The sequence below is a fragment of the Agrobacterium sp. lyk4-40-TYG-31 genome (assembly GCF_030209855.1).
Taxonomy (GTDB): domain Bacteria; phylum Pseudomonadota; class Alphaproteobacteria; order Rhizobiales; family Rhizobiaceae; genus Agrobacterium; species Agrobacterium vaccinii.
Genome location: NZ_JARVRE010000005.1, coordinates 721,186 through 734,849, shown reverse-complemented (window position 1 = coordinate 734,849; position 13,664 = coordinate 721,186). Strand labels below are relative to the sequence as shown.

12 protein-coding genes are annotated in these 13,664 nt (G+C 59.6%); 4 read left to right on the top strand and 8 right to left on the bottom strand.

Annotated features, from left to right (window positions below; genetic code table 11):
• Window positions 1-50 precede the first annotated feature (50 nt).
• The 8 genes from QRN55_RS14050 to QRN55_RS14015 all read right to left on the bottom strand — a co-directional run bounded on the left by QRN55_RS14050 (window position 51) and on the right by QRN55_RS14015 (window position 8,632).
• Window positions 51-1,892: a methyl-accepting chemotaxis protein gene (locus tag QRN55_RS14050; RefSeq protein ID WP_284777141.1), complete on the bottom strand. Its 1,842-nt coding sequence runs from the start codon at window positions 1,890-1,892 to the stop codon at window positions 51-53.
• 244 nt (window positions 1,893-2,136) lie between these two features.
• On the bottom strand, window positions 2,137-2,481 hold the full coding sequence (mnhG, locus tag QRN55_RS14045) for a monovalent cation/H(+) antiporter subunit G (RefSeq protein ID WP_112498918.1): 345 nt from the start codon (window positions 2,479-2,481) through the stop codon (window positions 2,137-2,139).
• Window positions 2,478-2,759: a K+/H+ antiporter subunit F gene (locus QRN55_RS14040; RefSeq protein ID WP_111840807.1), complete on the bottom strand. Its 282-nt coding sequence runs from the start codon at window positions 2,757-2,759 to the stop codon at window positions 2,478-2,480. The genes mnhG and QRN55_RS14040 overlap by 4 nt, the downstream gene beginning before the upstream one ends.
• Window positions 2,756-3,244: a Na+/H+ antiporter subunit E gene (locus QRN55_RS14035; protein WP_233122528.1), complete on the bottom strand. Its 489-nt coding sequence runs from the start codon at window positions 3,242-3,244 to the stop codon at window positions 2,756-2,758. The genes QRN55_RS14040 and QRN55_RS14035 overlap by 4 nt, the downstream gene beginning before the upstream one ends.
• Window positions 3,241-4,887 carry a monovalent cation/H+ antiporter subunit D gene (locus QRN55_RS14030; protein ID WP_284777140.1) on the bottom strand — a complete coding sequence of 549 codons (1,647 nt, stop codon included), beginning with the start codon at window positions 4,885-4,887 and terminating at the stop codon, window positions 3,241-3,243. The genes QRN55_RS14035 and QRN55_RS14030 overlap by 4 nt, the downstream gene beginning before the upstream one ends.
• Window positions 4,884-5,219: a Na+/H+ antiporter subunit C gene (locus QRN55_RS14025; protein WP_111840809.1), complete on the bottom strand. Its 336-nt coding sequence runs from the start codon at window positions 5,217-5,219 to the stop codon at window positions 4,884-4,886. Before QRN55_RS14025 ends, QRN55_RS14030 begins: the two co-directional genes overlap by 4 nt.
• Window positions 5,219-8,137: a monovalent cation/H+ antiporter subunit A gene (locus tag QRN55_RS14020; protein WP_112498917.1), complete on the bottom strand. Its 2,919-nt coding sequence runs from the start codon at window positions 8,135-8,137 to the stop codon at window positions 5,219-5,221. The genes QRN55_RS14025 and QRN55_RS14020 overlap by 1 nt, the downstream gene beginning before the upstream one ends.
• A gap of 99 nt (window positions 8,138-8,236) precedes the next feature.
• Window positions 8,237-8,632 carry a hypothetical protein gene (locus tag QRN55_RS14015; protein ID WP_284777139.1) on the bottom strand — a complete coding sequence of 132 codons (396 nt, stop codon included), beginning with the start codon at window positions 8,630-8,632 and terminating at the stop codon, window positions 8,237-8,239.
• 500 nt (window positions 8,633-9,132) lie between these two features.
• Here QRN55_RS14015 and QRN55_RS14010 point away from each other — a divergent pair, with 500 nt between their 5' ends.
• Genes QRN55_RS14010 through QRN55_RS13995 form a run of 4 tightly spaced genes read left to right on the top strand, consistent with a single transcriptional unit; the run spans window position 9,133 to window position 13,652 of the window.
• A complete protein-coding gene (locus tag QRN55_RS14010) occupies window positions 9,133-10,728 on the top strand; it encodes a methyl-accepting chemotaxis protein (RefSeq protein ID WP_284777138.1) in 1,596 nt (531 codons plus the stop codon).
• Complete coding sequence (locus tag QRN55_RS14005) at window positions 10,728-11,027, top strand: STAS domain-containing protein (RefSeq protein WP_111840813.1); 300 nt, start codon at window positions 10,728-10,730, stop codon at window positions 11,025-11,027. The genes QRN55_RS14010 and QRN55_RS14005 overlap by 1 nt, the downstream gene beginning before the upstream one ends.
• A complete protein-coding gene (cheY1, locus tag QRN55_RS14000; RefSeq protein ID WP_111840814.1) occupies window positions 11,024-11,389 on the top strand; it encodes a chemotaxis response regulator CheY1 in 366 nt (121 codons plus the stop codon). Before QRN55_RS14005 ends, cheY1 begins: the two co-directional genes overlap by 4 nt.
• A 16-nt stretch (window positions 11,390-11,405) precedes the next feature.
• Window positions 11,406-13,652, top strand: coding sequence for a chemotaxis protein CheA (locus QRN55_RS13995; RefSeq protein ID WP_112498914.1), 2,247 nt, complete (start codon window positions 11,406-11,408; stop codon window positions 13,650-13,652).
• Window positions 13,653-13,664 lie beyond the last annotated feature (12 nt).

Below are 13,664 nucleotides of genomic sequence, written 5' to 3'. Positions count from 1 at the left end.
CCTGAGAAGTATCAGGCGGCCCTTTCGGATTTCGGACGATGCGGCTTGGATTAGGCGGCGCGGCTGTAGCGGTCGCGCTGCTGGTCAGGCTGGATGCGGAAGCGCTGGACGAGACCGAGCAGGGCTTCGACTTCTTCCGACAGCATCTGCGTTGCAGCGCTGGATTCTTCTGCCATAGCTGCGTTCTGCTGGGTCATCTGGTCCATCTGGTTGACGGAGCCGTTGACTTCCTGAAGCGCAGAGGACTGGTCGGCGGTGGCGGTCGCGATGGTCTCGACATGCTTGCTGACGACGATGATCTGCTCGCTGATGTCGGACAGAACCTGTCCGGCTTCCTGCACCAGAAGCGCGCCTGTGCCGACTTCGTTGGTGGACTGGTTGATCAGCGTCTTGATTTCGCGGGCGGCATCCGCCGAACGCTGTGCAAGTTCGCGGACTTCCTGTGCGACGACGGCAAAGCCCTTGCCGGCTTCACCCGCGCGGGCAGCTTCGATACCGGCGTTCAGCGCCAGCAGGTTGGTCTGGAAGGCGATATCGTCGATAACCTCGATGATCTGTTCGATCTTCTTGGATGCGTCTTCGATACGGCCCATCGCATCGATGGCGTTCTTGACGACCGAGCCGGAGCTGTCGGCGCTCTTCTGGGTGACGCGAACCGCCTGGTTGGCCTCACGGGCACGTTCAGCCGAAGACTTCACGGTGACGGTGATCTCTTCGACGGCAGCGGCCGTTTCTTCCAGAGATGCAGCCTGCGATTCCGTGCGGCGGGACAGATCGTTGGAGGATTCACGCATTTCCATGCCGTTGTGCTGAATGACCAGCGTTCTCTCGCGGATTTGCGCCAGAACGTCTTTCAGGTTGGCGAGCGAATTGTTGAAGTCCGACCGCAACTGCTCCAGACGACCGGAGAATGGCGTGTCGATGGTCTGCGTCAGATCACCCTGCGACATGCGGGCAAGGCCACCGGCCAGTTGGGTGACGGCAAAGTCGATCTGGCGATCCGTCTCGCGCTTTTCGGCATCGTTGCGACCGCGTTCTGCTTCTGCTTCTGCGCGCTCATCGGCACTGCGGCCTTCGATGACCAGCTTTTCATGGGCATTGTCACGGAAGACTTCGAGTGCGCGGGCAATGTTGCCGAACTCGTTCTTGCGTTCGACATAGGGAATGGTCGTGTCCAGCTTGCCTTCCGACAGCGACTTGACCGCATTGGTCAGCACACCGAGCGGGCGAAGCGCGCGGTTGATGACGTAGTAGCCGAGAAGTCCGAAGATCAGCATGACGCCGAAGCCGCACCACAGCACGATGTCGCGCAGGCCATCGATGTGGGACTGATAGACCGTCATGGGAACGCCGACGAACAGAATGCCGACGGCAGCGCCAGACTTGTTGAGGACGGGAAGGTATCCGGTCATGTAATCCGTGCCGAACAGGCGGGCCTGACCGAAGTAGGCCTCACCCTTGCTGATCTTGGCGTAGGCGGGGCTGTCGAGCGCCAGCTTGGTGCCGACGGCGCGTTCGCCCTTTTCGTTTTTCACGTTGGTCGAGATACGCAGGAAATCAGACCCCTGAGCCTGAAACACCGTGGCGACGCCGCCATTGGAAATGCCAGTGCGATCCACGAGGTCGAAGTCCAGCAGAGAGCCGATGCTGGGACGGCTGACGGATTTCAGTTCGCCGTTTTCGATGGCGACCTGCGCACCGCCGACCTTCATCTCATAAAGGATTGCCATGCTTCTGACCGCGCGCCGCGTATCGAGAAGAGCGCTTTCCATGACATCATCTTTCAACCGCATGTAGGTTGTGCTGCCAACGGCGACGATGCCCATAAAAATGAGTGCGATGGTCAGACAGACCATCTGCACCACGATCGATTTTGAAAAGAAACCCGTCATAACATACCCCGAACAAACTGAATTCCGCCACAATGCGGGAAAACCGTTAAGATTCAGGGAACATCGCGCCGCTGTAAATATGCGATATCACTCATCTTTTTGGCGGATTTGACAGGGGTCAAATATAGGAAATCATTGGATTTTCAGGGTGTGAATGGTTGTAGAAAACAATCAAGCTGTTTTACAGCCTGTCAGTTTTCTACAAAAAACTATCGACATCAACGGGTTTTGGGGCGCTCAACGCTCAAAGGCTCTGACGACTGTTGGGGTCCTGTTCGGCGCGGTCGCGGTAAAGTGCGGCGCGTCCCAGAAGCATCAGCGAGACCGGCGTGGTGATGGTCATGAACAGGCCGATGAAGATTTCGTGGAAGACCGGGCGCTGGCCCGACACCGAGAAATAGATAATGGATGCCACGACGATGCCGCCCGTGCCCCAGCTCGTGCCAAGCGTCGGGGCGTGCAGGCGCTCGTAGAAACTTTGCAGCCTTGCAAAGCCGATGGTGCCGACCAGCGTCAGCGATGAACCCAAAAGCACGAAGAATGCGACCAGTATTGCGGCCCAAAGGGGGAATTCGGCAGCTTCACTCATTCGATGACCTCCCCGCGCATCATGAATTTCGAGAGCGCAACGGTTGAAACAAAGCCCAAGATGGCGATCAGCAGCGATGCGGCGAAATAGACATCGTTGCCGGTGCGCAGACCGAAGGTCAGCACCAGCAGCATGGCGTTGACGTAAAGCGTATCGACACCCAGCACCCGGTCCTGCGCGCGCGGGCCGATGGCGATGCGGTAAACGGAAATGGCCATGGCGATGGCAAGAAAGAACTGGGCGATGGAAAACGACCAGAACAGGATAACTGAACTCATTCGAATATCTCCATCAGTAATTTTTCATATCGGCTTTTGATGAGGTTCTGCCAATGCGCCTCGCTGACTTCATCGAGAACGTGGATCAGCAGCGTGCCCTGCGAGGAGTTGTATTCCAGCCATGCGCTGCCCGGCGTGGCGGTCAGCACCACGGCCAGCGCTGCAAGGCCCATCGGGTCCCGCAAGTCGAGCGGAATGGTCAGAAAGCCCGCATTGGCCTTTCGGTCTCGATTGAACAGAATGATGAAGGCAACCGCGAGATTGGAGCGAATGATATCGTAAAACACGATGAAGCACAGCTTCACCACGAGATGCCAGTTGCGAATGCGCGGCTTTGGCGGACGCAGCGAGGCCATGGCCCAGGACGCGACCATGGCGACGGCGATTCCCAGCAACAGATGACCGGGCGAAAAGCTGTTGATCGTCATCCAGAAGACGACCAGCGAGATCGTCAGCAGCGGGTAGGGAAAGATGCGTCTGATCATGGTGCTGCCTCCGGGGCAGTGGCGGCCCGCGGTGCCGTCATCACGCCCTGGATGTAGCTTTCGGGAAGCCCGCCGATCCGTGCCGTTTCCTGCAGGTAGCGCATGATTGGCCCGGCAGCGATGGTCATGGCGAGCGTCATGCCGAGCAGCAGCAGGATCGGTGCGATTTCGATGACGAGAACGCGTGGGACCGTGCCTTCCAGCGAGCCCCAGAAAGTACGGATGCCAGCGCGCGTCATGGAGATGAGCGAGGCAAGACCTGAAAAGACGATGAGGAACACCAGCCACCACGACAGCGTCGAGATGGTATCGTTTGCGCCAAGGCCTGATGGATTGAGGATGGCCGTGAGCATCGAGAATTTGGCGATGAAGCCCGAGAGTGGCGGCAGACCGGCCAGCAGAATTCCGCAGGCCGCAAAGCAGGTGCCGAGAACCGCCATGGTGCCGGGCATGGTCACGCCGACCTCGTCTTCCACCTCGTCCTCCTCACCATCACCATAGGCCTCCATGGTCACGGCCAGAACGTTGGCACCGGCATCCTGTCCGCGTTCCACGAGTTCGATCAGCAGGAAGAAGGCGCTGATCGTCAGCGTTGAAGAAACGAGGTAATAGAGCGCACCGGCAGCAACCGTGGGGTTACCGGTGCCCATGGCTGCCAGCAGGGTGCCCGAAGACACCAGCACCGAGAAACCGGCCAAACGCCCCAGCGCCTGCGAGGCCAGCACGCCGATGGTGCCGAAGACGATGGTGGCGATGCCGCCGACCAGCAGCGCATCATGGCCAAAGCCTGCGGATGCGCCTGCCGTTTCACCGAACAGCAGGAAGGACAGGCGGGCGACCACGTAGATGCCGACCTTGCTCATGATGGCAAACAGTGCGGCGACTGGCGCAGACGCGGCGCTGTAGGCGGACGGCAGCCAGAAGTTCAGCGGCCACATGCCTGCCTTCACCAGAAAAGCGATACCGAGAACGGCTGCGCCTGTTTCCAGCAACATACGCTGATCCGGGTTGAGGCCCGCAATGCGCTGGGCGAGATCGCCCATGTTGAGGGTGCCGGTGACGCCATAGATCAGGCTGACGCCAATGAGGAAGAAGAGTGCGGCTACGAGGTTGATGGCGATGTAGTGCAGACCGGCCTTTACCCGCAACTGTCCCGAACCGTGCAGCAGAAGGCCGTAGGAGGCGGCCAGCATGACCTCGAAGAAGACGAAGAGGTTGAACAGATCGCCCGTCAGGAACGCGCCGTTGACGCCCATCAGCATCAGATGGAACAGTGAGTGGAAATGCGCGCCCGCCTTGTGCCATTTGGCCAGCGAATAGATCAGCGATGGAATGGCGAGCAGCGCCACCAGCAACACCATCAGCCCCGAAAGGCGGTCTGCGACCAGAACGATGCCGAAGGGGGCGGGCCAGTTGCCGAGCAGGTAGACGCCGGTCGAAATGACGGCGGCGACTTCCGTGTTGACGGTCGAATTCACCTCAAGAAACAGGGCGATGGCGACAGCTAGCGACACGAAAGTGGCAAGGACACTGATGAGACCCTTCGCGGTACGCTTGCGCTCATCGATGAAGAGCAGCAGTGCACCGGCAATCAGCGGCACCAGAATGGGTAAGACGACGATGTGGGCGGGGAAGTCGTTCACTTCGTTTCCCTCCCGTCGACATGGTCGGTGCCGGTCAGGCCGCGCGCTGCCAGCAGCACCACGAGGAACAGGGCGGTGGTGGCAAAGCCGATGACGATGGCGGTCAGCACCAGTGCCTGCGGAACTGGATCGGTGAGGGTGGAGGTGATGACGCCATCCAGAAGCAAAGGCGGTGCATTGGTCTTGATGCCGCCGACGCCGAAGATGAAGAGATTGACGGCGTAGGACAGAAGCGACAGGCCGATGATGACCTGATAGGTGCGCGGGCGCAGGATGAGCCAGACGCCCGATCCGGTCATCACACCGATACCCATGGCGAGAATGAGTTCCATTACGCGTCCTCCGCTTTTGCGGCGTCGGGCGTACGTACCTTGTAATTACGCAGCGATTGGTGCGCCAATGCTATCAGAATAAGAACGGTCGCGCCGACCACGAGCGAAAAGACGCCGAGATCGAACAGCAGCGCCGTGGCTGTCGGCATTTTGCCGATATAGGGGATCTCCGTGTACTGGAAATAGGATGTCAGGAACGGATAGCCCAGGAACCACGACCCCATGCCGGTCGATGCCGCCATCAACAGACCAAAGCCCATCCAGCGCAGCGGCAGGATGCGGATACGGTCTTCCGCCCAGCGGGTACCGCCCGCCAGATATTGCAGCAGGAACGCCACCGCCATCGTGATGCCAGCCGAGAAGCCGCCGCCGGGCAGATCATGACCGCGAATGAACAGAAAGAAGGAGAAGGTGACGATGACAGGGAACATCCACTGCATGATGACGGATGGCACCAGCAGATAGTCGCGCACCGTATCGCCCTTGCTGCGCTCCGGGCTATCGGCATCGAAAGCGTTCTGGATGAGCTGTTGTTCCGGCAGGCCGATGCTTTCCTGAGCGGGGCGGAAACGGCGAAGCAGCGCAAAGACGGTGAGGCCGACGATGGCCAGAACCGCGATTTCACCCATCGTATCGAAGCCACGGAAGTCCACCAGAATGACGTTGACGACATTGGTGCCGCCGCCTTCCGAATAGGCTTTCTCAAGGAAGTAATTGGCGATGGTGTTGGGCACCGGCAGCGTCATGACGGCAAAGGCGATGACGCTCATGCCGATGCCGCAGAACACGGCGAGCAGGAAATCCCGTCCGCGACGAAGCTGCGAGGGCAGTTCGTTGTTGTTGTCCACCTTCACCATGCGCTTGGGCAGCCAGCGCAGGCCAAGCAGAATGAGCACGAGGGTGACGATTTCGACCAGCAACTGGGTAATCGCGAGATCTGGCGCCGACAGCCATACGAAGGTGAGGCAGGTGACGAGGCCGGAGACGCCAAGCATGACGAGGGCCGCAAGCCGATGATACTTCGCCTGCCATGCTGCGCCCATGGCGGCAATCATGCCGATGGCCCACAGAATGGCAAAGATCGGGTCGAAGCTGGTGACGCTGGGCAGCGTCAGCGAAAACTGCGAGGCGGCGAGCGGTGAGAAACCGGCAATCAGCGCAACGAGGATCAGCATGCGCAATTGCGGTTGAAGACGCCGGGTTCCCAGCGTGCTTTCCAGCCATCGCGCCCATTTCCAGGACACGGTGACGATGATGCGCTCGAAAATACGCTGGCCGCGCAGGTGGCGAAAGATCGGCGGACCGTCTTCGCAGCGCGAAAAATAGCCGCCGAGCGCCGCATAGATGGCAACGCCACCGATCAGCGCAACGAGGCTCATCATCAGCGGAACGTTGAAGCCGTGCCAGATCGACAGACTGTAGACCGGCGTTTGCGGACCCAGCACCGACAGCACCGCCGAATGCAGGAACGGGCCGATGGAGAGGCTGGGCACGATGCCGACGATCAGGCAGGCGAGGACCAGAAACTCGATGGGAAAACGCATCCAGCGCGGCGGTTCATGCGGCTTGGGATTGGGGATGTCGTGCGGCGGCGGGCCGAAGAACACGGTGTGAATGAAGCGCAGTGAATAGGCCACCGCAAAGGCGCCCGACAGGGTCGCGACATAGGGCAGGGCCTTGTCCAGCAGCGAATCCGCATGGGTTTCAACGGATTCGGCAAAGAACATTTCCTTCGACAGGAAGCCGTTGAACAAGGGCACCCCGGCCATGGCCGCACTGGCCGCCATGGCCAGCGTGGCGGTGGCGGGTAAGAACCGATAGAGCCCGCTCAAGCGCCGCATGTCGCGGGTGCCGGTCTCGTGGTCGATGATGCCAGCGGCCATGAACAGCGACGCCTTGAAGGTGGCATGGTTCATCATGTGGAAGATGGCAGCGACCGCAGCCAGCGGGCTTCCAAGGCTCAAAAGCGTGGTGATAAGGCCGAGATGGCTGATGGTGGAGTAGGCGAGAAGTCCCTTCAGATCCTGCTGGAACATCGCGAAGTAGGCACCGAGCAAAAGGGTGATGATGCCGCAGAAACCGAGCAGCCAGAACCATTCCGGCGTCCCCGCCAGAACCGGCCACATGCGCGCAAGCAGGAAGACGCCCGCCTTCACCATGGTGGCGGAGTGCAGATAGGCCGAAACCGGCGTCGGCGCGGCCATGGCGTTGGGAAGCCAGAAGTGGAACGGGAACTGCGCGCTTTTCGTCAGTGCACCGATGAGGATGAGCACAAGCGCTGGCACATAGAGCGAATGGGCGCGAATATCGGCACCCTTTGCAATGATCGCGTCCAGATCGTAGCTGCCTGCCATGTGGCCGAGGATCAGCAGACCGGCCAGAAGGCAGAAACCACCGATGCCGGTGACGGTCAGCGCCATGCGCGCGCCATCGCGGGCAGTGGCATTGTGATGCCAGTAACCGATTAGCAGGAAGGAGAAAACGCTGGTCAATTCCCAGAAGATCGACAACAGAATGACGTTGCCGGACAGAACGATGCCCAGCATCGAGCCCATGAAGGACAGGAGAAAGGCGAAGAAACGCGGGATCGGATCTTCCGCCGACATGTAATAACGGGCGTAAAGCACCACCAGAAAGCCGATGCCGGTGATGAGGATGATGAACATCCAGGCGAACGCATCCAGCCGAAGCGTGAAGTTGAGGCCGAGCTGCGGCAACCATTCCACATCATATTTGATGACCGCGCCACCCTTGACGCTGCTGTAAAGAAAGATGGCGGAGAGCAGCGCAAACAGCGCGATACCACCTGCCACGGCGGCGGGCGCGCGCGCGGCGCCATATCGCGGCATCGCGGCAGTGATGATGCTGCCGAGGAAGGGTAGGGCAATCAAAATGGGAAGTAGGACTTCAAGTCTCATATAGGCTGGCAATTTCTCTGGCGTTGCGGTTTGGCGGTTCTTGCGTCCGTCAGCTTCGCCAGATCCGTCGGGAGGAGACGGAAGAAATGGCCGTGACGGCTATGTGCTTGTTTTCGGTGGACCGCGAGGCGAGACCGTTCCGGCGAGACGAAAACCACGCAGATCGGCGCGCAGGTCTTCGAGCCCGATTTGGGCCTTCCTATAGTCGGTTACCAGTGGCGAAACCGGTAAAATCCCATGAACAAAATTGTGATCGAGCGTGTGATCGCAGACATCGCAGATGGCGACGTGAACAGCCAGCTCAGCGCTTGCCTCGGCACCAGAGGGCGCGGTCTGCTGCGGAAGATGGGAGCGTTCGAGACGGTGCGGTTTCAGAACCGGCGCGGCGTTTGCGGCAACCTGAATTCCGATGAAAACGAGCATGCCCGCGACAAAGACATCGATCAGCCTCGTGGAGTGAAGCGGGGCGCAAAGGCTTTTCCCGATCCATGGCAAAATCATGTCTCCTTATTCGTCGTCAGCGTTTCGTTGAAACATCACCATGGAAGTGGATATCGTGTGATTTTGTTTTAGGGGAACGGTGTTGCCATTGTCCAGCGCGGGAGGCCTAAAAATAAGAAATCTTTTCCAAAAACGGCGATTCTCGAATGAATCCGATCCTGTTAAATGTTGTGAAAGATAAATTGCATAACAAATTTTAGCAATCTCAGGTGAAACCGCGCTTTCTTAACCTTCAAGCAAGGAATTAACCATAAAGATTGGACGTATTTCACGGCGGAATGGAGTTTTACCAATCTCCTTCCAGGCATGACGCCGCCCTGCCGTACCGGGTCGATCCGGTATTCTCTTTGATTGCAGAAGGCTCAGCAGCGTCGGTGCGCCACCATGTGTGGTGCGCGGGCTCGTGAAATATCCTCCCGGATACTGACATTCTCAATCGGTCATAAGCCGGTTTCAACCGGCGTAACTATCGGGGACGTCGCTTGGGGCAGGAATTGCCAACAGATCATACGCGAAAGGCCACAGGCGGAAGCCTGGCAGGCCGGTTGCGTTTTGCTGGTCTTGACCAAGACCAGTGCGATCTGCTGCGCCGTTACCGCACCATGCTGGAGCCCCACGTCAAGGCGGGCCTGCGCGACCTGATGGTGCGCTTCCAGTCCATGCCCGACTGTTCTCCATCCTTTGAGAGTGAAAACCAGCTCGACCGTCTGCACGATCTCCAGACCGCGCATTGGAGTGTTTTGACGGACGCCCGTTTCGACGCTGTCTATGCCGAGCGTATCAAGGTCCTGTCCGACACGGAAAGCCGCATGGGTCTCGACCCGCGCTGGCACGTCGCCGGTCATGCCGTGGTTCTGGAAAATCTTCTGGGCGGCTTGATTGCGCAAAACGCGCCCCGCTCCATTCTGCCCGGCAATCGCAAGCGTCAGCGCGAACTGGCCGAAGCCGTCAAAGCCGTCGTCCGGCTGGTGATGGTCGATACCGAAATTGCCGTGTCGTTGCGTTTCAATGAATTGCGTCTTCGCCACACCCAGGAACTGGCCAAGCAGCGCGAAGGCGACCAGGCCGATGCCAAGCGGCTTCTGGGCGATGCACTGAATGCCTTTGCAGCCGGTGACCTGACGGCGCGCATCACCGGCGATATTCCCGACGTCTACCGCGATCTGGCAGAGGCCTTCAACGGCGCGCTGGAAAAGATCGAAGCCTCTATGGCTGCGGCGCAGGCCGGCGTGCGCGATGCACAGACCGCAACCGAGCGCATGGCAGGCGAGGGCCGCACCATGGCCGCGCAGTCCTCCCAGCAGGCACAAAGGTTTACCGATGCCTCCGATACGCTGGGCGCCGTTATCGGCGAAGTGCGTACCAGCAGCGAGCGCATTCAGGCCGCAGAAAATGCGATGACACAGGCCCGCACGGCGGCAACCGAAAGCGGCACCGCCGTCGGTGAAGCCATCAGCGCCATGGCCGGTATCGAACAATCCGCCGAGCAGATCGGCCGCATCATCGGCTCCATCGACGAGATTGCCTTCCAGACGAACTTGCTTGCACTCAATGCAGGCATCGAGGCGGCACGCGCTGGCGAAAGCGGTCGCGGTTTTGCCGTGGTGGCGCAGGAAGTGCGCGCCCTTGCGCAGCGTTCTGCCGATGCCGCACGCGAAATCAAGAACCTCGTCAACGGCACGAAAACGCAGGTGGACGCAGGCGTTCGCATGGTCAACCGCACCCAGGAAGCCATCGGCGGCGTTGTTCGCCAGGTCTCCGGCGTCAGCGACATGATCGGCGATGTGGCCCGTCGCACCGGTGAAAACGTCACCAGCCTGCAGGGCGTTGCGGTGGAACTCAATGCCATCGGCGCAGAGACGGACCGTTCCGCCAGCCGCCTGACGACGGCTTCGCAGGACGCAGACGACCTGCACACAGTCATTCTCGAGCTGGGCCGGACCGTGCGGGAATTCCGCATTGCCCGCCAGATGAACGCGGTGGAGCAGCCGGTCACGAGACAACATCAGCAAAACGTGGCGACCATGCGCGAAGAGCCCATGGACTATGGCTACGTGCACCAACAATTCAGACGCCAAGGAGTGATTTGATGGCAGGCAGGAAAGCAGCGCAGTCGACATTGAAATTGTCACCGGTGCTGGACCTCAATCAGGCATCCGTCTTGCACGGAAAACTGATGGAAATGAGGGGTGCCCCGCTTGCGGTGGATGCCTCCGAGGTCGAGCGCGTGGGCGTGCAGTGCGCCCAGGTCTTGATGGCAGGCGTCAAGGCTTGGGAAGCCGACGGCAAGTCATTCACATTTTCCAAGGCATCCGATGCCTTTGACAAAACCCTTAAACTGATCGGCATGGACATCGATCATATGCTCCCGAAGGAGATGCAGAAATGAAGAAGAAGGTTCTGACCGTCGACGACTCCAGAACGATCCGCAATATGCTGCTTTTGACGCTGAACAATGCCGGTTTCGAGACCATTCAGGCAGAAGACGGCATCGAAGGGCTGGAAGTGCTGGAAGGCTGCCAGCCGGATGTCATCGTCACCGACATCAACATGCCGCGTCTCGATGGCTTCGGCTTCATCGAGGGCGTTCGTCGCAACGAGAAGTATCGTGCGATCCCCATCCTTGTGCTGACCACCGAAAGCGATGCCGAGAAGAAAAATCGTGCCCGCCAGGCAGGCGCTACCGGCTGGATCGTCAAGCCGTTCGACCCTGCAAAGCTGATCGATGCCATTGAACGCGTAACTGCCTGATACGGGACCACACACGATGGATATGAACGAAATCAAAGAAATCTTTTTCCAGGAGTGCGAGGAGCAACTCGCTGAACTGGAATCGGGTCTTCTGAAATTAAATGACGGCGACCGCGACCCGGAAACCGTGAATGCTGTGTTTCGTGCCGTTCATTCCATCAAGGGTGGAGCGGGTGCATTCGGTCTCGAAGATCTCGTGGCCTTCGCCCATGTTTTCGAAACGACACTGGATTGCGTGCGCTCGAACAAGCTCGAGCCGGATCAGGACGTTCTGAAGGTCATGCTGAAATCGGCCGACGTTCTGGCCGATCTGACCAACGCCGCCCGTGATGGTGGCAGCGTTGAGGAAGGCCGTACACGCGGTCTGGTCAAGGAACTGGAAGCGCTTGCCAACGGCGAGAAGGTTTCCCCGGGTGCAGCAGAACCAGCCGCACCGAAGGCCGCAGCGCCTGCACCGGTTGCAGCAGCACCGGCCCCGACAGACGACAGCGGCTTCCAGCCCGTCGCCTTCTCCTTCGGCGATTTTGAAGACGACACGGTTCCATTGATGGAAACGCCGTCCTTCAACGTCGTCTTCAAGCCGCAGAACTCGCTCTACGCCAAGGGTAACGAAGCAGCACTTCTGCTGCGCGACCTCTCGCGCATCGGCGAGATGAGCATCAACTGCGACATGAGCAACCTGCCTGCGCTCGAAAACATCGAGCCGGAAGCTGCCTATTTCCAGTGGAAGATCACGATCAAGACGGACAAGGGTGCCGCTGGCATCCGCACCGTGTTCGAGTTCGCGGAATGGGATTGCGATCTGGAAATCACCGAGATCGTCGCCGAAACCCCGCCTGAAGAAGAACTGCCGATGATACCGGTGCCGTTCGATCTCTCGGTGCTGGATGAAGTTGCCGACGAACCCGCCGTCATGTCTGCTGGCGCAGAAGAGACGATTGCTGCAAAGACAGTTGCGACAGCCGTTGCCGCGACCGAAGTTACGCGCACCGTTTCTGCCGCTGCCGAGAAGAAGGAAGCACCGGCTGCCGCCGCTGCTGCCGCAAACGCCAGCGCCGGTCAGACCATCCGCGTCGATCTCGACCGCGTCGACCGCCTCATCAACCTCGTTGGCGAGCTCGTCATCAACCAGGCGATGCTGTCGCAGAGCGTCATCGAGAACGACACGACCGGCACATCTGCCGTCAACATGGGTCTGGAAGAACTCCAGCAGCTGACGCGTGAAATTCAGGATAGCGTCATGGCCATCCGCGCGCAGCCTGTGAAGCCTGTCTTCCAGCGCATGTCGCGTATCGTTCGCGAAGTGGCCGACATGATCGGCAAGCAGATCCGTCTGATCACCGAGGGTGAAAACACCGAAGTGGACAAGACGGTCATCGACAAGCTGGCTGAACCGCTGACGCACATGATCCGTAATGCCGTCGACCACGGCATCGAAACACCTGAAAAGCGCGAAGCCGCAGGCAAGAATCCTGAGGGCACCGTCAAGCTGACGGCGAAGCACCGTTCGGGCCGTATCCTGATCGAACTGGCCGACGACGGCGCGGGTATCAACCGCGAGCGCGTTCGCCAGAAGGCTATCGACAACGATCTGATCGCTGCCGATGCCAACCTGACGGATGAGGAAATCGACAACCTAATCTTCGCACCGGGCTTCTCCACCGCCGACAAGATTTCCGACATTTCGGGTCGTGGCGTCGGTATGGACGTGGTCAAGCGCTCGATCCAGGCACTCGGTGGCCGCATCAGCATCACCTCTCGCCCGGGCCTCGGCTCGACCTTCACCATGAGCCTTCCGCTGACGCTGGCCGTTCTCGACGGCATGGTGGTGACGGTTGCTGGTCAGACACTGGTCGTGCCTTTGACGGCGATTGTCGAAACGCTGCAGCCGGAAGCCGTGAACATTCACTCCTTCGGTTCCAACCAGCGCCTGATCTCCATCCGCAACTCCTTCTGCCCGCTGGTGGACGTCGGTCGCATTCTCAACTTCCGCGCCACCCAGGCCAACCCGGTCGACGGTGTTGCCCTTCTGGTGGAATCGGAAGGTGGCGGTCAGCGCGCTCTGATGGTCGATGCCATCCAGGGTCAGCGTCAGGTCGTGATCAAATCGCTGGAAGCCAACTACACCCACGTTCCGGGCATTGCTGCCGCAACCATCCTTGGCGATGGCCGCGTGGCTCTCATTCTGGATGTGGATGCCGTTGTCGGCGCGTCTCGTGGCCAGTCGCTCAAGCAAGAGATGTCTCTTGCGGTAGCCGGTTGAAAGTAGTGATGA